The sequence below is a fragment of the uncultured Sulfitobacter sp. genome, assembly GCF_947500075.1.
GTDB lineage: Bacteria > Pseudomonadota > Alphaproteobacteria > Rhodobacterales > Rhodobacteraceae > Sulfitobacter.
Genome location: NZ_CANMQS010000001.1, coordinates 628,667 through 650,422 on the forward strand (window position 1 = coordinate 628,667; position 21,756 = coordinate 650,422).

A 21,756-nucleotide genomic window follows, 5' to 3' on the forward strand; every position below is an offset into this window, starting at 1 on the left:
CAACGCAATGGGGAGGATGGAGAGGCTGCGTCAGCCCGCCAGCAGGTAGCTGGCCACCAAAAGCACAAGCGTGCCCGCCATGGAGGCATATCCCAGGATCCGCGCGCGCCCGACAAGGCGGCTGCCGGAGCGGTTGATGGCAAAGAGCGTGCTGATCAGGACAAGCGAGACAAAGGGCTGGCTGCCGTCTGCGGCGACCATGGTGCCTGCGGCGGAGAGCAGCGCCAGCAACAGCAGCAGGAAGGCGGGCGGCGCCCAGTAGTCCATCGGCAGCCCCGGTTGCGCAGGCTGCGGCGCGCGGGCGGAGCGGGTCATCACAAAGACAACAATCGGCAGGACAATGCCAAGCCCGATACACAGGCTGATGAAGATCGGCCAGGCCATGGTCAGGCCAGCTGCGGTGATGATGCCAAACAGCACGATCGCGTCGAAGACCACCATACAGCAGCGGGCAAGCGCGTCCCGGATGCCAACACCCTTGGCATTGATCAGTGCCTTGAACGTCGCATCGCGCAGGCCGAGGTTGGCCATATGCACCGCCACGGCCAATGCGGCCAGCAGGGCAAGGGATGCGGATGCGCCATTCGAAGTTGTGTAGAGAAAGAAGGTGGCAATGCCGATGAAGATCGGCGCGAGGATCTGGCGGGTCTGGATATCGATCGCAAGCATATCAGCGGTTCAACTTGTTCAGGCGGGCGGTGACGGAAAGGCCGTGCGCCTCAAGGCTTTCGGAAGCGGCAAGCCGCTCGGCGGCAGGGCCGATGGCGCGGAGCGCGTCCGGAGTCATCCGGGCCAGCGTGGTCCGCTTCATGAAGTCAAGCACCGAGAGGCCGGAGGAAAACCGCGCGGAGCGCGCGGTGGGCAGGACGTGATTGGGGCCGCCGACATAATCCCCGATGGCTTCCGGCGTCCATTGGCCCAGAAAAATCGCACCGGCGTGGGTGACCTGGGCGCTCAGCGCATCGGGGTCCGCGACGCAAAGCTCAAGGTGTTCAGGCGCGATGCGGTCGCTGAGGCGGGCAGCGGTGGCAAGGTCCGGCACGGTGATGATGGCCCCGAAGTCGCGCCAGCTGTCACCTGCGATGGCGCGACGCTGGAGGGTTGTGAGGTGGCTTTCGACGGATCTGGCCACCGCCTGACCAAAGGCTGCATCGGTGGTGATCAGGATCGACTGGGCGGAGGCGTCATGTTCCGCCTGGCTGAGCAGGTCAAGCGCGATCCAGTCGGGGTCATTGTCAGCATCCGCGATGACAAGGATTTCCGAAGGGCCGGCAATCATGTCGATGCCGACTTTGCCGAACACCCGGCGTTTGGCGGCAGCGACAAAGGCGTTGCCGGGGCCGGTGATCTTGTCCACGGGGGCGATGGTTTCGGTCCCGTAGGCAAGGGCCGCAACCGCCTGCGCCCCGCCAATACGGTAGATTTCATCGACGCCGGACAGATGCGCGGCCAGCAGGACCAGTGGGTTCAGGATGCCATCGGGCGTGGGCACCACCATGGCGAGGCGGTCAACACCGGCCACCTTTGCGGGGATGGCGTTCATCAGGACAGAGCTGGGATAGCTGGCGAGGCCACCGGGGACATAGAGACCAGCGGCGGAGACCGCGCTCCAGCGCCAGCCGAGGGTTGCGCCCGCCTCATCCGTCCATTGGGCGTCTTCGGGCAGTTGGCGCGCGTGGTAGGCGCGGATGCGCGCGGCAGCATGTTCGAGGGCTGCGCGGTCTTCGGCAGCGACCTCCTCAATGGCCTGCGCCATTTCTTCGGGGGTGATGCGCAGGGTGTCTGCGGTCAGGGTGATCCGGTCGAATGTCGCGGTCAGCGCAATGACGGCTGCGTCACCGGTGGCGCGGACCTGCGCAATGATGTCGGCCACCACCGCATCCACATCCGGGCTGTCTTCGCGTTTGGCATTCAGGAGCCGGGCAAAGGATGTCTCAAAGTCCGGGGATTGACTGTCGAGGAAGGTGGGCATGGCGGTGGGTGCTCCAAAACAGATTTCAGGCCTCCGGCGGGGTTTTTGGAACCATTTGGAAGCAGGTGGTGAGGGTCTCAGGTGTCGTGATGTGGACGCTTGCCGGAGGGGGCTTTGTAGGGGCGCGTGACGTCTTTGAGGGTCGCTTCGAGCGTTTCGGCCGTGAGGCGGAGGGCGCCGTCCCCCGCAAGGGTGAGGGTGACATGGCCGGAGGGCGCATCGGTTTCATCAAAGGTGATGTCCAGCAGAGACAGCACGGTGTCCGCATCGCCCCGAGGGATGCCCTGACTGGCGACATGCTGGATGGTTTCAAAGACCAGCAGGGACTGGACCCGTTCTGCACCATGGCGGGCGTTGCCGGTGTCTTCCCAGCGCACGCGGTTGATCAGCAGCGCAAAGCGGCCTGCCTTGCGGTCCCAGCGCATTTCGGACGCGGGGAACACGGCGTCCTGCACCAGTGAGGCGATCACCTTGAGGTCTTCGGCATCCAGTGCCCCGATGTTGATCGGGGCTTCGCTGCCGTCTTCGAAACGCGCGTCGTTGGTCATGTGTCCTTGATCCGTTCGATATCCGCGCCGATGCCGGAGAGTTTTGTCACCACATGCTCATAGCCCCGGTCAAGGTGGTAGACGCGGGCGACTTTGGTTTCTCCCTCAGCCGCGAGGCCTGCAAGGATCAGGGAGACAGAGGCGCGCAGGTCAGTGGCCATCACCGGCGCGCCTTTGAGGCGTTCGACACCCGTGACCGTTGCGGTGCCGCCGTGCACCTCGATCTCGGCACCCATGCGGATGAGTTCGGGGGCGTGCATGAAGCGGTTCTCGAAGATCTTTTCTTCGAGGTGTGAGGTGCCATCGGCGGTGCAGAGAAGCGCCATCATCTGGGCCTGCAAATCGGTTGGAAACCCCGGAAAGGGCGCGGTGGTCACGTCGACCGCGCGGATGCGCCCGTTTTTGCGGGCGACCTTGAGGCCCTTGTCCGTTTCCGTCACGCTGATGCCCGCCGCTTCCAGTTTTTCGCAGAAGCTTTCCAGCAGGCTGATGCGTCCGCCCAGACATTCCACTTCGCCGCCGCAGATCGCGGGTGCGAGCATATAGGTGCCCAGTTCAATCCGGTCCGTCACAACGCGGTGGGTGGCACCGTGCAGACGGTCGACGCCCTGAATGGTGATGGTTGGGCTGCCGTCGCCGTCGATCTCAGCCCCCATGGCCCGCAGGCAGGTGGCGAGATCGACGATCTCCGGCTCGCGCGCGGCGTTGTTGATCACCGTGGTGCCTTTGGCCAGCGTGGCGGCCATCATGATGTTTTCTGTCGCGCCGACGGAGGCGAAGGGGAAGTCGATCACGGCGCCCTTGAGTTTCCCGCCCGCCGCCTTGGCGTGCAGGTAACCATCGCGCAGCTCAATCTCTGCGCCCATTTGGCCAAGCCCGTCCGTGTGGATGTCCATGGGCCGCGCGCCAATCGCGCAGCCGCCGGGCAGCGAAACGATTGCATGGCCTTCGCGTGCCAACAGCGGACCCAGCACCAGGTTGGAGGCGCGCATCTTGCGCACGATGTCATAGTCCGCCCGCGTGTTGATCGCACCATGGCTGGACAAGGCCAGCACCTGGCCCTCCTGCAAGGCGGTCACTTCGGCACCGAGGGATTCCAGCAGTTGGGTCATGGTACGGATGTCGCTGAGCCGGGGCGCGCCGGTCAGCGTCAAAGGCTCCTCGCTCAGCAAGGTCGCGGGCATCAGGGTGAGGCAAGCGTTTTTCGCGCCCGCGATGGGGATTTGCCCCGAAAGCGGTGTGCCGCCCCTGACCAGAATGGAATCCATATGCTCTAGCTTTCTTGTGCGGGCCGTTTGCCAGCCCGGTCTGTTTCATCTGCCTGCGTATCCGACGCCAACTCAATATTCTGGCCTGCCCGCGCACGTGCTTGAGCCTTGCGCCGCGCCATATTGGCCTTGAGCGCGGATTTGAGCCGATCCTCCCGGTTTTGCCCGGATTTTGACGGCCCCTGCGAGGGGGTTTGGCGTGCCATGCTGCCTCTGTACCGCAGGGCGCGGTGAGGGTCCAGATTAGGCTTGCACGATGTCCAGTTAGCCGCTAATGACCGCGCTCATCGGCGCTGCTGTAGCTCAGAGGTAGAGCACTCCCTTGGTAATGGGCGGGTCCATTCCAAGTTCGAGTGTTCGAACAATGAGTTAGCGGGGCGTGGTGGAAATTAGTAGGGTATTAGTAGGGCGTTTTTTCCCGGTGCCCTGAAGTGGATAGGCTGCTGTAGCTCAGAGGTAGAGCACTCCCTTGGTAAGGGAGAGGTCGAGAGTTCGATTCTCTCCAGCAGCACCACATTATTTGATATGTATTATTAATTTCAATTACTTAAGAGATACTTAAGCGGGCTAGACCACCCTGCAGGCCACCTTTCTCAGCTTGAGTTGGCGCTCTTTTCAGACCACTAGCTGTGTCCCAGAATCCAAGGCTGGCGCTAGCCGAGAGAAAATCCCGCCTCGACACGCCAATGCTTAATCACAAGAGAATCTGAGTTCACTGTAGCCCTAGGCTTACTACTGCCTCATAGTTCGAACCCGTAGAACAGTAGCTGTCTTTTGGAATTCGGCCAGACTTTTTCCATTTCGAAACAACAGCATCAACCTCGTGAGCCTTGAGTGTCCCTATTGAAATTGCAATCCAACCGTTTCTGGACCGGAATGCTTTCAGATATCGGCGGTCAGTTACACTTGATAGGACGTAGTCCCGCGCTTCGGAAATCGTGGGCCGGGATGCCACTATCAAAGCGCAATCACCCGGTAAGATATGGTCGGAAATACTGTTTACTGTTTTCTGCCGGGGGACAATCGCGCCCATTCTCGCGTTATCGACGCTTACAATTAGTGACTGATAGCCTCCATCCTCGTCATACCATCTAACGCCAGCCGGTCCCGGTACAGGCCTACGGCATGCAAACTCAGGATTTTGATCAAGTTGAAAGCAGACTTCGCTCTCTGACAAATAATATCTTCCTGAGGAAACCTGCCCGCTTGTGAATTGAAATATGGTGGTCCCATCTTTGTTCAGCGATGCGTACCATTTCTTTCCACTGGAGACTAGTTGACCTGTAATAACCTTGCCTCGCCATGTCTCAGGATTAGCAAGATCAACCGTTTTGGGTCGAGGTTCTGGACTGGCAGTCTGAGGCTCTGTTTCATTAAGAAAGCCGTAGCGGCGATTCTCCGATGCCGAGAAGACATACATGCTTTCGGGAGGAGTTCTCAACATCACCCCAATCACTTCGGAAGGAACGTCATAGTCATTCAATGCTTCGAGCACGTCCGCCAGTGCGAATTGTCCACCCACCATATCACCACGCCCATTTGATGGGCTTATCTGATGCACGCCGAGTTCACCAAATGCCAATCGCTCGGCCCCTGCAAAGAATACCAATGCACAGGCTGAAAAACACTTACTCTCACTCAAAACAACGGTAGCCATACCCAAGCCATGCACTCTGGTAGCTATGGCAAGCGCACCATGAACAGCCCCTCCCGGACTATCAAGTATCAGCACTGAAGCGTTTGGCACCTCCGAGAGAGTTCTCTCAAACGCCAAAGGTGTACGGGAATCAATTTCATCAGCAATCGCAATAATCCCGTCACCCTCATCTACTATGATGACTGGGTAGTTTGGGTGTTCAGCATTTTGAGCGAAGGCAGATGTGCTAAGGAATTGCAGGAAAAACGCGCAAAAGAGAGCGTTGGCCACTCTCATGCTGCTACCAGGATATCGAACCAACTCCACACAACTAGTCTCCCTGAGTTGCTTCTTCTCAACTCCACTCTACGCATTTAGCTGCTGGAGCAAAGAAACAAGTTTCCTTCGGCTAAGACTAGAAATACTGGATTTCGTTGATTTGAACCATCAGTCTTCGGAGTTCACGCGCTCCAGGCGGGCCTTCGCCATAAGACCAACGCCGTTCTGAGATACACCACCCAAATTCTCGTATCGAACCGCTCGCTTGGTGCGCCTGTTCGCCTTTTCTGCGTGTTCTGCCAAGTACATTGATCCAATCAGGGTTGCGCCCCGCAGTCAGAAGAAAGACTTGAGACCTTTCCGTGGTTACAGTGAACGCACTGAAGGGCCCTCCATGGCCTGCCTCAGCGATTGCCTTGTGCCATTCACCTATGTTTTTGAAGGCTCCTTCATCACTCAGCGCAGCCATAAGGTGCTTGCACCATCTTGAAAAGCTATTTGCCGGGAAATCGCTACGATGCAAAAAATCAGGGCAAGAACAAGTCTGGTAGGAGAGTGAGACATCATAGAAAACTCCTGGATGGGTGAATGAAGCAATTTGGCGATCGCCGGAGACGGGGCGAATGTCGGCGCATTCGAGTTGAAAAGGAATAAAGAGATCGTCTGCCCGTTTCTCATAAGTTCGACGGGTTCTTGGCTGTCGTCCTAGTAGACTGCGCAATAGTTTTCTCATTTGTCGCTAGACCCGGTGAAACTCATTGTAAGACGTTCGCAGACCGTGCGGCATTGGTCAATTTGGGCTCATGCCTGCCATTCACTGCTGGCGCAAAGCTAAGCACTCACAATCTAGACATTGTCCAATTCTCTGAAATATCAGCGTCAGAAACCGTCTGCAGTTGGTCCCATTAAGAACCGAACCAAGCGGCGCATATTCTGCATTTTCTTTGTCCTCAATCCGTGCCGATAATTAGGATGTGTTGAACCGGAACATGCACCACCGCCAGCGCCATGCATCCGGCAAACCGCCCAGCCGCGCACTGCAGGGTTTTTGCACAGAACGCCAGAGCGCTTGGAGTTGGCTGTGCATCTAGGTGATTGGTGCGCCCTTTGCATGGGGTTATCGTCGATTTCCATCACTTACCCCCCTTCTCAACCGTGCCCACAATCGCTTGCCCGCCGTCTTCAACGTTCACCCGTTGCACGACCACGGTTTGCTTGCCGCCGTTGCGGTGTTTGCGCAGCGCCTCAATCTGTGTCGTATAGGTCCGGGCAAGCTTGTTGTACCCTGAATAGTGCGCCTGAACCTGCTGGACGGTTTCAGCGTTCCCCAGCCATCGGCCAGCGCGCACCAGTGCCACATGCGTTGCCGCCATCTGCACCGCTAGCAACCGCTCTACAGTATCGCGCGGAGCAATCTCTGCTATGACCGCAACCATAAAAACCCGTTCGTCGTTGCCCTCATATTCATCGCTGGCCTCAGTTGACTTCAGAGCCTTCAAACAATGGCGCAGAAGGCCCTCAGCAATCTCCGGATGATTTGTTCTGAATATCTTTTCGATGGCAGTCTTTTCCGTGATTTCGACCTGCTGGCCTTCCTCGGGTGTACCTTTGAAACTAACGCCCAACGTGCTTTCCGATCTGACGGGTTGCTTGCTCATGCTGTCCTGCCTTTGGCTAGATGTATAAATGTCCTGTTTTTTGTGACGCGGGCTTTCGCAAAACTCTGACATGCGGCACAGATTTTGTGACGGTTCATTGTTTCACCACCCTAAGATTGCCCCTAGTGTCACAATGGTTGTGACAGGGTGTCCGCTCTTTTGTGCGGGGCTTCTGAATTTTCCGCCAAATGGCAAAGCCCTTCGGCGCTGTTTTGAGGTCATCGCAGGGCAATTCCTCCAGCGCCCAATGCGACGTCATGCCGACGCCGGACGGCCCAAGGCACGGCCCTTGCGTCATGCGGATGAACGCCCGGTCCTGCAATTCCTGAAACCACTGCCCGACAGTGTTGCGGTGCACGTTCAGCGCCTTTGCAGCATCGCGATGGCTGAGAAGGATGCGCCCGTTGTTCGATCCGGTGAAGCGCCGCTTCAGTTCGATATAGAGCGCGCGGGGGCCAGGTTTGAGCGTTGCCCATGCCTCCGTTGCCTGCACCCATTCAGGAAGCTGGACATGACGCCCAGCCCCCTTCTTCGCGTACTTGTAAGGCTTGCCCCCCATCAGCGCCCGCCACGCGCCATAAGCGCCATGTAGAGGCGCAGGGCGACCATTTGGCTAGGGCAACCGCCCAGCGTCACCCACGCGGCGTCTGTAGCGGCCCCTGCGCCCTTTCGGGCCATGACCACCCATGAGCCGTCTTTGGTGGCAAGCATGTATCTCTTATCCATGGCGTGACCCTCCAAAGAACAATTCGGCAAACAGGCGGGCCTGCGTTTCGGTCATGCCGTAGCGGCGGCGCAGGCGGAGAATGCGAAGGGACGTCATGCGCAGTCCTCCCCATGGCCCAGCGCCTCTGCTGATTTGGGGAACCGCAGTGTTGCCCGATCCACGTCTGGCGACAGTGAGTAAAACGCCACGCCGTCCGGTTGACGATATTCGGTGCAGATCGGCCAGTGATACTCCGCTTTCAAGCGGTGAATAACGGCAGGCAAACGCCAGCCTTTCACATTTTGAATCTGCGTCAGTTGGGAGATGGTTTGCCCCTCCGTAAGGGCCTTGCACGTCCAGTAGACGCTGGTTGGTTTTGAGTAAGAATGTGCCTGTGGCATGTTCAATCCTTTGATTGAAAACGCGCGGCGCTGGGCGTATGTGTTGGGAGTATCCACCAAGATATATTCCTGTCCCACATGCCCAGCGCTTATGCGCCGGGTGGGACGGGTCTTAGCCCGCAAGGGATGCAATCGCTGCATCTACTTCGGTTTCTTTCCAGTAAAGGCGTGAGCCAATTTTGGTTGGTTTTGGCAGACGACCTTGATCGCAATCGCGATAAATTGTCGTCCGTCCCCGGCCACCGAGTTTCTTCTGGAGGTCTGCAAAAGAGAGGTATTTCATTGTGTACTCCTACGAATGTAGGCACACCTTGGCGCGTCGTTCAGCTAGCGTCACTGGAAGGAATGTAGCCCTCTTTCTTTCCAATTTCCTCCAGACGATCCCAAGCATCCTTTCGCTCCTGAAGCTCTTTCTGGCTAAAGCCTTCGCTTGCTTTGGCAATGACCATATCAACCTCTTCAGGATTCACCGAGCCGGGCTTTGCCCCGTCCAGTACCTTGCGCACACCATCTATTGATAACGGGAAGCCAAGTTTGCACATTTCGTCGGAAACAATCTGACAGGCAGACTGGCCTTGACCGATCTTCGTTAGGCCTGCCTTCATTAGCCTGTTCACCGCTGAACAAATCACGTGGTTTCTGCTTGCGTAAGCGGTCGATTTGCGGCCTGCTCGCTTGGGGTTATCCATTGCGGAAAACAGCTTCTGAAACACTCCACTCAGATTGCTTGGACTAGTTTCGGACAAGGCCAAATGATCAACAAGAAGCTCGCGCGCAGCCTCTATAGCCGCATCATCTGGGGCTGTGAGAGCATCTGAAATTGCCTGAATTTCATCCTGCGTAAGGGCTGATTTTCCATAGGTAACACGTCGCAGAAATACAATCCTAAGTTCGTCTTGCAATAAGCTAATACTTGCCTCCAGCGAGTCCCGGTTCTCAAAGAGATAGTCGTGCGTTGCAGTAACGGGGTCTCGCTCGATTGCAGCATCAAAAACCAGCGTGTAAAAACGCTGATATTGCTCAGTCTCGAGCAGAGCGGAAGCATGTCGCGACATGGCGAAAATGTGTCTCAAACTAAAGACCCCGGCGCTTGAGCCAACCTAACAACTTTCAGATCGTTCAAACGCACATGTAGGCCCCACCGCTCCATTAATGCCCGCCGTTGCTCCAAAAAATCTGTTCGCCGATACGCCAGTTCGACAGCGCCACCGGACACATGACCCAAACACGTCTCCGCCACCTCACGCGGCGTCTGCGTTGCTTCCGCTGTCCAATCCCGGAAAGATGAACGAAAACCGTGGGGCCGTGCAGTCATACCGCGCCGCGCCATGTACTTGGACATGGTGGCATCAGAAATGACGCCGCGCCGAACACCGGGGAAAAGGTAGCCATCCCGCGCAAATGGTTTTGCTTGTTCAATCACGCCAAGCGCCTCCGTAGACAATGGCACTCGAAAATCGCTTGTGGCATCCCTGCGGCCCTTCATCGCCTCCGCTGGTACGGTCCATATGTCCCCTTCGATCTGGTCCAACCGCATGAAACGCAGCGGCGCAGACCGCACCGCAGTCAAGATAAGCAACCGCAGCGCCAGTTCCGTAACCGTTCCTTCGTTCAAAGACTGATAGAAGGCTGGCACATCCTGCCAAGGCACCGCAGGCGTGTTCTGTGTTTTGTGGCGCTGTTTGCCCAATAGCGCCTTGGCCTTGTCCGTCGCCTGAATATCCACGTCCAAGCCCAGCGCCGCTGCATGGCGGATGCAAATGCCCAGACGGTTCATGGCTTTCTTAGCGGTATGGGCTTTGTCATGCCAGATCGGGGCCAGCGTGTCGCGAATGTCGCGCTGGTCAATCTCTGCCACCGGAACCTTGCCCAGCTTTGGCAGGACGTGCAGTTCTATAGGTGACCACCAGCGACCTGCCTTCCCGTCGCCCTTCAATTCAGCTTTGCGGCTTTCAAAAGCATCCTTGGCAATATCCTGCAGCAGATGCATGTGGCGCGCTGCATCGCGCTTTTCAGCATTGCGCTGTTTGATCGGGTCTTTGCCCTGACGAACTACGGCCCGCCATTTGTCGGCTTCCTCTCGCGCTTCTTTGAGCGAAACAACCGGGAAGGCACCCAGCCCCATTTCACGCCTGCGCCCATGAATATGGACACGCAGCACCCATTTACCGCCGCCTTCATCATTCTTGAATATCCAAAGGCCACCGCCATCGGAGTGTTTTCCAGCCGGAGCCGCCTTGACGGTTTGAGCGGATAGCTTGTTCAATGCACGGGTCATCTGGTCCACCTTCTAGGCCACCCTTCACATATAGGACGGCGGGGTGCGCCATGGAACACCCTAGGACAGATATTTATTTAGAATCATGGGATAACGTAGGTTTTTCGGTATGCCGCGAAACGCCACGAAACAGGATTCCAATGCCCTCCAGCAGCACCACAGTCGCTCTGTAAAGAGCGACAACCGTATTCACCGAATAGCACTGGGCGGCAGTCGTTCTGAAAGAACGATGGGAGCTTGGAAGGTTCCAGGTTGTTCCCCTCCGGGCGCACTACATCCACCACACTGTCAGCTGGTGCCCCTGCCCTTGAAGCAGCTTGGTCGATTTCAGCATTCTGTCAAAACACGAGCCGAAACCAACACAACCACTTCGGGTATGCTGTTACAAAAGTTTCATTTTCCAACGGCGTATAATTCATATATTCCTGAAATATGGAAGTATTGATCCCCACCCGCCTCTCCATCCTCGGCCATCCTCAGCGGCTGGCCCTGTTCCGCCTTTTGATGCGGCGGTATCCGGACCGGGTGCCGGCGAGCGAACTGGCAGAGGCCTTGGGGCTGAAACGCAATACGCTTTCGACCTATGTGCACGCTCTCTTGCAGGTCGGGCTGGTCACGCAGGAACGTGCGGGCACGTCGCTGCGCTATGCCATCGACATGGACGCTGCGCGCGAGACCATCGATTATCTGCTGAACGATTGCTGCCGGGGACGTCCGGAGATTTGCGCCCCGGCGGCCGATCCTACCCCAGAAGGAGACAAACGCATGACCGACAAGCGCTACAACGTTCTGTTCATCTGCACGGGCAACTCTGCCCGGTCGATCTTTGCCGAAGCGATCCTGAGCGACATCGCGGGAGAGCGGTTTGTGGCCCATTCGGCGGGGACCAAGCCGCAGTCACAGCTGAACCCCTTTGCCATCGAGGTTCTGGAGCACAAGGGACATGACGTCTCTGCATTACGCGCCAAGAACATTGCTGAATTTCAGCGCGCGGGGGCGCCGGAATTCGACTTCGTCTTTACCGTGTGCAACCGGGCGGCGAATGAGGAATGTCCGTCCTGGCAGGGGCAGCCGATCAGTGCGCATTGGGGGCTGCCTGATCCGGCTGCGGTGGCAGGGTCCGACGCGGAAAAGAGCCTTGCGTTTCATCAGACCTATGGGGCGCTGCGCAACCGTATGTCCGCCTTTGCCGCGCTGCCGCTGGCCGCGCTTGACCGCATGTCCCTGCAACAGGCCGTCGATCAGATCGGCCAAACCCAAGAAGAAGGACCCTCCGCATGACCGTCTACGCCCTCAATGGTCTTGGCCGTATTGGCAAGCTTGCCTTGAAACCCCTGCTGGCGCGGGGGGCCAAGATTGCCTGGATCAACGATGCGGTGGGCGATCCGGAGATGCACGCGCATCTGTTTGAATTCGACACGGTTCATGGGCGCTGGCACGCTGATTTTGCCCATGATGCGGACAGCGTCACCATCGACGGCACCCGCCTGCCTTTCATTGGCACGCGCGATCTTGACGCGCTGCCGTTGGAGGGCGTGGACGTGGTGATCGACTGCACAGGTGTTTTCAAAAGTGAAGCGAAGCTGGCGCCCTATTTCGATGCGGGCGTGAAGAAAGTGGTCGTGTCGGCCCCTGTCAAAGACGGGGATGCCGCCAATATCGTCTACGGGGTCAATCATGACATCTATGAGCCTGCACGCCACAGCATCGTGACAGCGGCCAGTTGCACCACCAATTGCCTCGCTCCGGTGGTCAAGGTCATCCACGAGACCCTGAGGATCAAACATGGCTCCATCACGACAATCCACGATGTGACCAACACACAGACCATCGTGGACCGACCGGCCAAGGATCTGCGCCGGGCCCGGTCGGCGCTGAATTCGCTGATCCCGACGACCACGGGCAGCGCCACGGCGATTACGTTGATCTATCCTGAACTGACCGGCCGCCTGAACGGCCATGCGGTGCGGGTGCCACTGCTGAATGCCTCCCTTACCGATTGCGTGTTCGAAGTGGCGCGGGAGACGAGCGTTGAGGAGGTCAACGCCCTGTTCAAGGCCGCGGCGGAGGGGCCGCTGAAGGGTATTCTGGGGTATGAGGAACGGCCGCTGGTGTCGACGGATTACACCAACGATGAACGCTCCGGCATTGTGGATGCCCTGTCCACGATGGTGGTGAACGGCACACAGGTGAAGGTCTATGTCTGGTATGACAACGAGATGGGCTATGCGCACCGGTTGGTCGATGTGGCCTGCATGGTCGGGGACAGTCTGTGAGCGATAGCGCGGCGCGACCTGAGGGCTTGCCTGCGTACATCGCGGTGACGGCGGCCTATTGGGCGTTCATGCTCACCGATGGGGCGCTGCGCATGCTGGTGCTGCTGCATTTCCACACGCTGGGGTTCTCTCCGGTGCAGCTGGCCTATCTGTTTGTGCTGTATGAGATTGCGGGGGTGGTCACCAACCTCAGCGCGGGCTGGATCGCGGCGCGGTTCGGGCTGGCCTCCACGCTCTATGCGGGTCTGGGGCTACAGGTGCTGGCCCTTGTGGCGCTGGCACAGCTTGATCCGGGTTGGGCCGTTGGGGCGTCGGTGGTCTATGTGATGCTGGTGCAGGGGGCGAGCGGTGTGGCCAAGGACCTTGCCAAGATGTCCTCGAAATCCGCTGTCAAACTGCTGGCGCCGTCCGAAGCAGGTGGGCTGTTTCGCTGGGTTGCGCTGCTGACCGGATCCAAGAACATGGTGAAGGGCCTCGGTTACCTGCTGGGGGCTGCACTGCTGGCCACGATGGGGTTCGTCTGGGCCGTGCTGGGCATGGCCACGATCCTTGCAGGGGTCTTGCTGGCCCTGCTGATTGCGATGCCGCCGGGTTTGCCCGTGGGGCGCAAGGGCGCGAAGTTTTCTGAGGTGTTTTCCAAATCGGCCAACGTGAACTGGCTCAGCGCGGCGCGGGTGTTCCTGTTCGGCGCGCGGGATGTCTGGTTTGTCGTGGGCATTCCGATCTATTTCTACGCGGTCCTGTCGGACGGCACGACGGAGGGCAACCGGGCCGCGTTTTTCCTGATCGGCACTTTCATGGCCGGGTGGGTGATCCTTTATGGTCTGGTGCAAGCGAATGCACCCCGCATTCTGCGCGCCCGGACCCGAGGGGAGGCAGAATTGATCGCCGCCGCGCGCCACTGGGCCTGGGGGCTGGCGGCGGTGCCTGCGGTGCTGACAGTGGCGGCTGTCATGACCGGCGCGCCGCAGGTCTGGCTGACGGCTGCGCTTGTCGCCGGGCTGCTGGTCTTTGGCGCGGTTTTTGCCGTGAACTCCTCCCTGCATTCCTATCTCATCCTCTCTTTCACAAGCGCAGAGAGGGTCACGATGGATGTCGGTTTCTACTACATGGCAAACGCCGGAGGCCGTCTGGCCGGAACAATCCTGTCGGGGGTGACCTATCAGGTCGGGGGGCTTGCCCTGATGCTTGGCACGGCAACAGTGATGGTCGCGCTTTCGGCTGTCACCGTCGGTTTCTTGAAACTCCGCGCCGGGTAGCTGACATCAGGCCGTCCGGGCGGCGGCGGGAACAAAAGAAGCCGGGCGCAATGCCCGGCTCCCACCGATTTCCCCGTATGTCGCGGACCTACGCGCCCTTGGCGTCCTTCGTGTCCGCTTTTTGCACGGCAGGCACGTCCATCACATCATTGGCGACACCGGCAACGCCGTTTTCCAGGCTCACCCCAAGTTCCTTGCCCAAGGCCTGCATGGCGGGCATCTGGAGCGCCATGCCCAGAACGGAATCGAGCGCCTGATTGACAGGGGTCCCGCTGACCGCACCGTCGCCACCGCCCCCTGCACCGGGTTGCCCCATGCCCGTCACCTGATGGATCTTGATCGAGTCGATCTTTTCAGCCGGTTTCACCATCTCGGCAATGATGGCAGGCATCGCTTCAAGCTGGGCAAGACGGATCTTCATCGCGACGATCTCTGCGCTCAATTCATTCTCGGAGTTGGCAATCGCCGTCTGACCTTCCGCAGTTGCCAGCAGGTCGGTTTTCTTGGCCTCTGCGCGCACAGTGATTGCATTCGCATCTGCCTGCGCTTCTTCCAGCTTGGCGGCGGCCCGGTCGCTTGCCGCGTCTTTCTCGGCCTCGGCAGCCAGACGGATGGCGGTGGCCTGACGTTCGGCTTCTTTCTGGGCTTCGATCAAGGCGATCTGCTTGACCCGCTCGGCCTCCGCCACGGCGCGGGCGGTTTCGATGGCTTCGGCGGCCTTCTTGGCTTCGGCACGCGCATTGTCGGCAGAGGCGCGGGCCTGGCTTTCTTCCTCGGACTTGCGGGCCACGATGATGGCGCGCTCCTGATCGGCAACCTCCAGCTCCCGCTCCTTGGCGATTTCCGCCTCACGGATGGCACGCTCGCGCTCAATCTCTGCGGCGCGGACGGCGCGCTCACGTTGAATGCGGGCCTCCTCCTTGGCGCGGTCGGAGGCTTCCTGATTGCGGGCAATCTGGGCTTCCTGTTCGGCCTGAAGGGTCTGGATCTCTTCGATCTGGGCGATTTCCGCCTGCTGCTTTTCACGCTCGATCTGATATTTGCGCTTTTCCGCTTCCATTTCGGACTGGGCAACGGCCACGTCCGCCTCCGCTGAGATTTCGGCGCGTTCCTTGCGCGAGGTCGCGATCACAGCAGCGAGCTTTTGCATACCAACGGCGTTAAACGCGTTGTTCTCATCAAGGCTTTCGAAGGGGGTCTGATCAAGCGCGGTCAGCGACACCGCTTCGAGCTCAAGACCGTTCTTCAGCAGGTCTTCGGAAATCGCGTTCTGCACTTCCTGCACAAAGCTCGCCCGGTTTTCGTGCAGCTCATCCATGGTCATCTGCGCAGCCACGGCCCGCAGGCCATCGACCAGCTTACCCTCGATCATCTCACGCAGTTGATCGACATGAAACGTCCGGTCCCCCAGGGTCTGGGCGGCGCGGGAAATGCCGTCTTCGGTCGCGTTGACTGACACGTAGAATTCAACGCCCACGTCCACCCGCATACGGTCCTTGGTGATCAGGGATTGCTCCGCTACGCGGGACACTTCAAGACGCAGGGTCTTCATGTTCACCTTTGAGATTTCATGCAGGAACGGAACCACAATGGTGCCACCGTCCATGATCACTTTCTTCCCGCCCGACCCGGTCTTCACCAGACTGGTTTCGCGGGTGGCGCGCTTGTAGAGCCGCGCCATGATCAGTCCGATGAAAAGGAGAAGGGCGACAATAATCGCAGCAGGGATGAGGATTGATGAAAAAGGCATAGAAATACTCCTGTAAGGAACTGGAACGGATGGTGGAACGGCGAGAAGCTTCAGATGACGAAGAACTTGTCGCCACGTTTGCGGATCAATGTCACGTCACTGCCTGACGGAAAGATCTCTTCATCATGCAGCGGCTCAACCCGCAGGTAGTGGACGTTGCCGTGGCGGTCCTTGATCTTGACCTCCGCCGGTTTGCCGCGCTGTGCGGTGCCTTGGGTGATGGTGCCGTGATACCCCCCCATATGGCGGGCCTTGAGGGCCGTGGTTTCGGTCTTGGGCATGATCAGAGCCACCCAGTTGGCGATGACACGTGTCACGCCAAGCGCGGGCACAAACGCGATGAGAGAGGCCACCAAGGCAGGCAGCGACCGCCCCACCAGCCCATCAACAACGGACTGGAGGATCAGGCCCGACAGGCCAAACATCGTCAGAAACGACACCAGCCAGATCAGGAAAGGCACGTCGCGCGCGCCCAACCATGTGAACAGCCCGCCGGATGCTTCGGTGGTGTCGATGACCTCTGTTACGGCCTCGACATCAAGATCAAGATCAAGATCGCCCCCCGCTTCGACCGAAAGGTCAAAATCTGCGTCGATATCCACATCAGGTCCGTCGGACCCGACGCCAAGGATCGATCCGCCAATCAGGGCGCTCAGGATTTCCAGCACAAACAACGCAGCTACAACAGTGAGCGCGATGGCAAATGGCAGGGATGGTGGGGACGTAAATAACTCTATCATACTCAACCTTTCCAACAGTATATAACACACTTTTCATATTAGTTGAAGTATATATGTGCAAATTTTGTCATTTGATAATATTTATTGGTTATGATACAGTAAATTTCATATCAATTCCACGCCCGACGGAGCACTGAATGCCGAATTTCATGGAGCAACGCCGTCTGGCGCGCATGATTGACAAGACATCCAAGCAATTGGGTGCTGTTTCTGTGCCGGAAAAGGGGTGGATTGCCTCCGTGCGGCGCGCTCTTGGCATGTCAGCCGAACAGGTGGCGCTGCGCAAGGGTGTCAGTCGCAACGCGGTCTATCAGGCAGAGCGGAGCGAGAAAGAAGGCGCTGTTTCGCTCAAACAGATGGAGCAGCTGGCCAAGGCGATGGGTGGGCGGTTCGTTTATGCCATCGTCGCCGATGGCCGGATCGAAGACATCAAATACAGTCAGGCGCTGATCAAGGCCAAGATGCTGATCAAGGAGGAACCGGATCTGGCATCATGGAGCACGGACGACCGTCAAGATTGGATTGAGGACAAGGCGGCGGAACTGCTGCACGACATGCCCCCTTCCTTTTGGGAGCCTGAGTAGCGGCGCTTTGCAACGATTTGCCGGCGGCAATTCGGCTGGCACATCCGATGAATCGCGTTGCGATCCGTCCAGAATTTATTTTATAATATAACAAATTTGGACAGCGGATCAGGAGACGCATGTATGCGCAAGCAGGCGGCAACACGGCAGTCGGACGTTCTGGACGTGCTGAACCAGCATGACAAACCCATGACCGCCTATGCGATCCTTGACCAGATGAAGGTGGGAGAGCCCGGTCTGGCCGCGCCGACCATCTATCGGACGCTGGCCGCCCTGACCGAACAGGGGCGCGCGCACAAGCTGGAATCCATCAATGCCTTTGTGCCCTGCCGCTGCGCGCATGAAACCTCTGTCCCGGTGCTGGCCATCTGTGAAGAATGCCTTGCCGTCGAAGAACACGACGGGGCGCAGCTTTTACCGCAGCTCACGGCGCTCTCCCAAAAGTCCGCCTTTGAGCCCACCCGCCATATCGTTGAAATCCACGGGCGGTGCCAAACCTGCGCCACGTAATGCCCATGACCCCATGAAAAGGATCTGCACCATGCACAGACTAGCTCCAGCCGCCCTTGTCCTTCTTGCCGCAGGTGCCGCCAGCGCCGAAGAAACCCGCCAGCTGGACGCCCATGAACACGGCGTTGGGCAGTTGAATATCGCATTTGACGGTGATCAGATCGCGATGGAACTGCATGCACCGGGGGCGGATATTGTCGGGTTCGAGTATGAAGCAAAGACCGCGGAAGACCGCGCCAAGGTGGATGCAGCGGTTGCCACGCTTGCGCGCCCGCTTGATCTGTTCGCCCTGCCCGCCACGGCCGGGTGCAGTGTTGTGCAGGCCAGTGCTTCCCTTGAAAGCGAAGAGGATCACGACGATCACGGGCACGAGGATCATGCAGACGACCATGACGACCATGACCACGCGAAACATGGCGAAGAGGGTCACACGGACGAAGATCACGCGGCCCATCAAAAGGACCACGATCACGACCATGACGACCACGGCAAAGAGGCCAACCACACAGAGTTTCATGCCGAGTATCTTCTGAACTGTGCCGTTCCCGCGCAGGCGACGCTTGTCACCTTTGCCTATTTCGACAGCTTCCCTAACGCGCTGGAGCTTGAAGTGCAGGTCGTCTCTGACCGGGGTGCGACGGCATTTGAAGTGGTGCGGGATGCGCCCACCCTTGACCTGCGCGACATGTTCTGAGCCTGATTGTGCGGATGGATTCAGACACTTCCATTCTATCTCTGCGTGACGTCCGATACCGCTGGCCGGGTCGGGCGTCCTTTGCTCTGGACATCGCGGATTTCGCCATTGCGCCGTCAGAAACCGTGCTGCTGCTGGGCGAAAGCGGATCGGGTAAATCGACGCTTCTGTCGCTGATCTGTGGCACGATCACCGCGCAGGCGGGTTCCGTGACGGTGGGCGGCACAGACCTCGCGTCCCTGTCAGCGGGCAAACGCGACCGGTTCAGGGCCGAACAGATCGGGTTGATCTTTCAGCAGTTCAATTTGCTGCCCTATGCCTCTGTGCGCGACAATATCCTGCTGCCTTTGCGCTTTGCGCCACAGCGCCGTGCGCGGGTAGCAGCGCCGCAGGAGGAGGCCCATAGGTTGTGTACCACCCTCGGCCTGCCGGAAGAGGCCATTGCCGCGCAGGCCGGCACACTCAGCGTAGGCCAGCAGCAGCGCGTTGCAGCGGCGCGTGCCCTCATTGGCGCCCCGCCGCTGATCATCGCGGATGAGCCGACATCGGCACTGGATGCAGCGACCCAAGCCACATTCCTTGAGTTGCTTTTCGCGCAGGCGCGCGCCAATCGCAGCACTTTGCTGATGGTCAGCCATGATGCCCGGCTGGCCGCGCATTTTGACCGGGTTGTGCAGATGTCGGATGTGACCAGCCCCCTTCAAGGTGCGGCATGATCCTGCGGCTCGCATTCCGTTCGCTGATGGCCCGCGCCTTGACCGTTGGCATGACGATCCTTGCGATAGCCCTGTCCGTCGCCCTGTTTCTGGGGGTTGAGAAGGTCCGCACCGGGGCCAAGGCCAGCTTTGCCGATACGATTTCGGGCACTGATCTGATCATCGGCGCGCGTTCTGGTTCGGTGCAGCTGCTGCTCTATTCGGTGTTCCGCATCGGCAATGCCACCAACAACCTCACCTGGGAAAGCTACAATGACATTGCCGCCCGGCCAGAGGTGGACTGGATCGTGCCGATCTCCCTTGGGGACAGCCACAGGCAATTCAGAGTCATGGGCACCACCAGTGCTTTTTTCGAGCGCTACAAGTACCGCGCCGGGCGGTCGCTGGCCGTTGCGCAGGGCCTGCTGATGGATGACCTCTTTGACGCTGTCATTGGTGCCGATGTGGCCGCGACGCTGAACTACAAGGTTGGAGACCCCATTGTCGTGGCCCATGGGCTTGCGTCCTTTGTCGCCCATGATGATCAGCCGTTTCGGGTGTCCGGCATTCTGGAAAAGACCGGCACGCCGGTCGACCGCACCGTGATTGTCAGCCTGCGGGCGATTGAGGCCATTCATGTGGATTGGCAAAGTGGGGCGAAGATACCGGGGCAATCCACACCAGCCGATGTGATCCGCCAGATGGAGCTTGAGCCGAAGGCGGTCACCGCAGCGCTTGTCGGAGTCAAAAGCCGCTTGCAGGTCTTTGGCCTGCAACGTGCGATCAATGACTACCCGCAAGAGCCGCTGTTGGCGATCCTGCCGGGGGTGGCGCTTCAGGAGCTTTGGCAAATTGTCGGCATTGCAGAAACAGCATTGATTGCCGTCTCGGGCATGGTCGTGATCACGGCGCTGATCGGGATGATGGCCACCATATTCTCCAGCCTGAATGAACGACGACGGGAAATGGCGATCTTTCGGGCGATGGGGGCACGGCCCCGTGTGATCCTCAGCCTGCTGGTGCTGGAAGCCACGCTGATGGCCGCCATCGGCGCGATCATTGGTCTGGCGTTGCTTTACGCCGGGCTGGTCGTGGCGCAGCCCCTTGTCGACGCCGCCTTTGGCCTGTGGTTGCCGATAGATCCGCCGTCCCTGCGGGAGCTTTGGGTTCTTGTAGGCGTGGTGGCTGCTGGCGCAATTGTGAGCATGGTGCCCGCCTTGAGGGCCTACCGCATGTCGCTGGCCGATGGTATGATGGTCCGGATCTAGCAGAGGGGTTTGAACGATGACTTTGTCCCGCCGCCACCTCATCGCCGCCGCTGCGGCAAGTGCCGCAATGCCGCGCGTCGGCCTTGCCGCCTCTCCCCGTGTGATCGGCTGGGATGAGCTGATCCCGCCCGGTGTGCCTTACGCGCAGATCATTGGCGAAGGGCAAATGGACCGGGTCCGCGACACCTGGCTGCCGGAGTTTGATGAAAACGCCACGAAGCTGAACAAGAAACTGCACGGTGCCTATATCAAGATGCCCGGATATGTCCTGCCCATCGACATGTCGACGGCAGGCGTGACCAGTTTCATCATGGTGCCTTACGTGGGCGCCTGCATTCACACACCTCCGCCCCCCGCCAACCAGCTGGTTTTTGTCGATAGCAAGAAACCCTGGCCCAGTGACAAATTGTGGGACCCGGTGTGGGTCACGGGCCGCATGCGGCATGAGCTGCAATCGACAACAATCGCGGACATCGGATATGCCCTGACGGCTGACCTGATCGAGGCCTACACATGGTAGCCGCCCCTTTTGACCGGCGTGCCGTGCTTGCCGCCCTTGGTGCGCTCACGGTCACGCCGCAGGTGGCCTTTGCAAAGGACTACATCGACCTGGAATGGACCGATCTGATCCCCGAAGGCCAGCCTGTCATCCCGCCCGTCATTCAGGAGTTGATCCAGCACAACGGCCCCAGCCTTGCCGATCAACAGCCGCCCTCCCATGGGGTGCGCACGGAGTGGAATGGCGAGATTGTGCGGCTGCCGGGGTTCATCGTGCCGATTGAGTATTCGGGAACGGGTGTGACCGCTTTCATCCTTGTGCCCTTTGTCGGGGCCTGTGTGCATGTCCCCCCGCCGCCTGCAAATCAGCTGGTCTTTGTCACGACGCAAACACCTTACGAAACTGCTGGTTTGTTTGAAGCGGTGAACGTGGTGGGGATGTTCGGCACCGCATCCATGTCCACGCAACTGGCCGATATCGCCTACGCCCTGTCGGCGGACCATATCGAACCATTTTGAGCGCCGCTTCATCACTTCCGGACGTGCCAAAGCAGCCAAAGAGGGCCGCATCGGAAACACTGCACCCGCGCGTTGAGGGAATCGAAACAATTCGTTTCCTTAGAGCAGCCAACCCAAAACCTGGGGCCCTCAGTTGCGCAGAAAGGCCCAGGATGCGGGTGTGTTCCGGCGCAGCGCGGGCTGGTTGCCCGATAAAGCCGGAACCGCCCGGAGGCGG

Annotated in this window: 26 protein-coding genes and 1 tRNA gene; 11 read left to right on the forward strand and 16 right to left on the reverse strand. The window is 59.1% G+C overall.

The features are described from left to right. Positions 1 to 30 precede the first annotated feature (30 nt). The 5 genes from Q1A91_RS03075 to Q1A91_RS03095 form a co-directional block, all read right to left on the reverse strand. A complete protein-coding gene (locus Q1A91_RS03075) occupies positions 31 to 669 on the reverse strand; it encodes a hypothetical protein (protein ID WP_299872654.1) in 639 nt (212 codons plus the stop codon). 1 nt (position 670) lies between these two features. Further along, on the reverse strand, positions 671 to 1,972 hold the full coding sequence (hisD, locus tag Q1A91_RS03080; RefSeq protein ID WP_299872657.1) for a histidinol dehydrogenase: 1,302 nt from the start codon (positions 1,970 to 1,972) through the stop codon (positions 671 to 673). Between the two features lie 77 nt (positions 1,973 to 2,049). Then, entirely contained in the window at positions 2,050 to 2,520 is a 471-nt protein-coding gene (locus Q1A91_RS03085; RefSeq protein WP_299872660.1) for a DUF2948 family protein, read from the reverse strand. After that, positions 2,517 to 3,788: a UDP-N-acetylglucosamine 1-carboxyvinyltransferase gene (murA, locus tag Q1A91_RS03090; protein WP_299872663.1), complete on the reverse strand. Its 1,272-nt coding sequence runs from the start codon at positions 3,786 to 3,788 to the stop codon at positions 2,517 to 2,519. The genes Q1A91_RS03085 and murA overlap by 4 nt, the downstream gene beginning before the upstream one ends. Before the next feature lie 5 nt (positions 3,789 to 3,793). Continuing rightward, positions 3,794 to 3,994, reverse strand: coding sequence for a hypothetical protein (locus Q1A91_RS03095; protein ID WP_299872666.1), 201 nt, complete (start codon positions 3,992 to 3,994; stop codon positions 3,794 to 3,796). Between the two features lie 233 nt (positions 3,995 to 4,227). Here Q1A91_RS03095 and Q1A91_RS03100 point away from each other — a divergent pair. Next, positions 4,228 to 4,302: transfer RNA gene (locus tag Q1A91_RS03100), tRNA-Thr, on the forward strand. Between the two features lie 198 nt (positions 4,303 to 4,500). On the opposite strand, the gene Q1A91_RS03105 is transcribed toward Q1A91_RS03100, so the two are convergent. From Q1A91_RS03105 to Q1A91_RS03140, 9 genes are all read right to left on the reverse strand, one after another. Beyond that, entirely contained in the window at positions 4,501 to 5,721 is a 1,221-nt protein-coding gene (locus Q1A91_RS03105; RefSeq protein WP_299872668.1) for a hypothetical protein, read from the reverse strand. A gap of 118 nt (positions 5,722 to 5,839) precedes the next feature. Further along, on the reverse strand, positions 5,840 to 6,436 hold the full coding sequence (locus Q1A91_RS23675) for an SWIM zinc finger family protein (protein WP_367278628.1): 597 nt from the start codon (positions 6,434 to 6,436) through the stop codon (positions 5,840 to 5,842). Positions 6,437 to 6,836: 400 nt separating this feature from the next. After that, positions 6,837 to 7,433 carry a hypothetical protein gene (locus tag Q1A91_RS03110; RefSeq protein ID WP_299872671.1) on the reverse strand — a complete coding sequence of 199 codons (597 nt, stop codon included), beginning with the start codon at positions 7,431 to 7,433 and terminating at the stop codon, positions 6,837 to 6,839. A gap of 22 nt (positions 7,434 to 7,455) precedes the next feature. Next, the gene (locus tag Q1A91_RS03115) at positions 7,456 to 7,920 is read right to left on the reverse strand and encodes a hypothetical protein (protein ID WP_299872673.1); all 465 of its coding nucleotides are present in this window, start codon (positions 7,918 to 7,920) and stop codon (positions 7,456 to 7,458) included. Beyond that, entirely contained in the window at positions 7,920 to 8,087 is a 168-nt protein-coding gene (locus Q1A91_RS03120) for a hypothetical protein (protein ID WP_299872676.1), read from the reverse strand. Before Q1A91_RS03120 ends, Q1A91_RS03115 begins: the two co-directional genes overlap by 1 nt. Before the next feature lie 93 nt (positions 8,088 to 8,180). Then, on the reverse strand, positions 8,181 to 8,468 hold the full coding sequence (locus Q1A91_RS03125; protein ID WP_299872679.1) for a hypothetical protein: 288 nt from the start codon (positions 8,466 to 8,468) through the stop codon (positions 8,181 to 8,183). A 112-nt stretch (positions 8,469 to 8,580) separates the two neighbouring features. Next, positions 8,581 to 8,751, reverse strand: a complete 171-nt coding sequence (locus tag Q1A91_RS03130) for a helix-turn-helix domain-containing protein (RefSeq protein ID WP_299872682.1) — start codon at positions 8,749 to 8,751, stop codon at positions 8,581 to 8,583. 40 nt (positions 8,752 to 8,791) lie between these two features. Next, on the reverse strand, positions 8,792 to 9,523 hold the full coding sequence (locus Q1A91_RS03135; RefSeq protein WP_299872685.1) for a hypothetical protein: 732 nt from the start codon (positions 9,521 to 9,523) through the stop codon (positions 8,792 to 8,794). A gap of 14 nt (positions 9,524 to 9,537) precedes the next feature. Then, on the reverse strand, positions 9,538 to 10,746 hold the full coding sequence (locus tag Q1A91_RS03140) for a site-specific integrase (RefSeq protein WP_299872688.1): 1,209 nt from the start codon (positions 10,744 to 10,746) through the stop codon (positions 9,538 to 9,540). A 432-nt stretch (positions 10,747 to 11,178) separates the two neighbouring features. On the opposite strand from Q1A91_RS03140, the gene Q1A91_RS03145 reads away from it, so the two are divergent. The 3 genes from Q1A91_RS03145 to arsJ are packed head-to-tail and all read left to right on the forward strand — an operon-like array spanning position 11,179 to position 14,281. Further along, complete coding sequence (locus Q1A91_RS03145; RefSeq protein ID WP_299872691.1) at positions 11,179 to 12,027, forward strand: helix-turn-helix domain-containing protein; 849 nt, start codon at positions 11,179 to 11,181, stop codon at positions 12,025 to 12,027. After that, the gene (locus Q1A91_RS03150; RefSeq protein WP_299872693.1) at positions 12,024 to 13,022 is read left to right on the forward strand and encodes an ArsJ-associated glyceraldehyde-3-phosphate dehydrogenase; all 999 of its coding nucleotides are present in this window, start codon (positions 12,024 to 12,026) and stop codon (positions 13,020 to 13,022) included. Before Q1A91_RS03145 ends, Q1A91_RS03150 begins: the two co-directional genes overlap by 4 nt. Then, complete coding sequence (arsJ, locus tag Q1A91_RS03155; RefSeq protein WP_299872695.1) at positions 13,019 to 14,281, forward strand: organoarsenical effux MFS transporter ArsJ; 1,263 nt, start codon at positions 13,019 to 13,021, stop codon at positions 14,279 to 14,281. The genes Q1A91_RS03150 and arsJ overlap by 4 nt, the downstream gene beginning before the upstream one ends. An 88-nt stretch (positions 14,282 to 14,369) precedes the next feature. On the opposite strand, the gene Q1A91_RS03160 is transcribed toward arsJ, so the two are convergent. Both Q1A91_RS03160 and Q1A91_RS03165 read right to left on the reverse strand, forming a co-directional pair. Continuing rightward, the gene (locus Q1A91_RS03160; protein ID WP_299872697.1) at positions 14,370 to 16,031 is read right to left on the reverse strand and encodes a flotillin domain-containing protein; all 1,662 of its coding nucleotides are present in this window, start codon (positions 16,029 to 16,031) and stop codon (positions 14,370 to 14,372) included. 50 nt (positions 16,032 to 16,081) lie between these two features. Then, positions 16,082 to 16,771, reverse strand: coding sequence for a YqiJ family protein (locus Q1A91_RS03165; RefSeq protein ID WP_299872700.1), 690 nt, complete (start codon positions 16,769 to 16,771; stop codon positions 16,082 to 16,084). Positions 16,772 to 16,908: 137 nt separating this feature from the next. Here Q1A91_RS03165 and Q1A91_RS03170 point away from each other — a divergent pair, with 137 nt between their 5' ends. The 7 genes from Q1A91_RS03170 (at position 16,909) to Q1A91_RS03200 (ending at position 21,539) form a co-directional block, all read left to right on the forward strand. After that, complete coding sequence (locus Q1A91_RS03170) at positions 16,909 to 17,355, forward strand: helix-turn-helix domain-containing protein (protein WP_299872703.1); 447 nt, start codon at positions 16,909 to 16,911, stop codon at positions 17,353 to 17,355. A 123-nt stretch (positions 17,356 to 17,478) separates the two neighbouring features. Continuing rightward, a complete protein-coding gene (locus Q1A91_RS03175; RefSeq protein WP_299872706.1) occupies positions 17,479 to 17,865 on the forward strand; it encodes a Fur family transcriptional regulator in 387 nt (128 codons plus the stop codon). Between the two features lie 31 nt (positions 17,866 to 17,896). Then, positions 17,897 to 18,559 (forward strand): DUF2796 domain-containing protein, encoded by a 663-nt coding sequence (locus Q1A91_RS03180; RefSeq protein WP_299872709.1) that lies wholly within the window; start codon positions 17,897 to 17,899, stop codon positions 18,557 to 18,559. Positions 18,560 to 18,573: 14 nt separating this feature from the next. Continuing rightward, positions 18,574 to 19,275: an ABC transporter ATP-binding protein gene (locus Q1A91_RS03185; protein ID WP_299872712.1), complete on the forward strand. Its 702-nt coding sequence runs from the start codon at positions 18,574 to 18,576 to the stop codon at positions 19,273 to 19,275. Next, positions 19,272 to 20,522 carry an ABC transporter permease gene (locus Q1A91_RS03190; RefSeq protein ID WP_299872714.1) on the forward strand — a complete coding sequence of 417 codons (1,251 nt, stop codon included), beginning with the start codon at positions 19,272 to 19,274 and terminating at the stop codon, positions 20,520 to 20,522. The genes Q1A91_RS03185 and Q1A91_RS03190 overlap by 4 nt, the downstream gene beginning before the upstream one ends. Before the next feature lie 16 nt (positions 20,523 to 20,538). Next, positions 20,539 to 21,042, forward strand: a complete 504-nt coding sequence (locus Q1A91_RS03195; RefSeq protein ID WP_299872717.1) for a DUF3299 domain-containing protein — start codon at positions 20,539 to 20,541, stop codon at positions 21,040 to 21,042. After that, entirely contained in the window at positions 21,036 to 21,539 is a 504-nt protein-coding gene (locus Q1A91_RS03200; protein ID WP_299872720.1) for a DUF3299 domain-containing protein, read from the forward strand. The genes Q1A91_RS03195 and Q1A91_RS03200 overlap by 7 nt, the downstream gene beginning before the upstream one ends. Positions 21,540 to 21,756 lie beyond the last annotated feature (217 nt).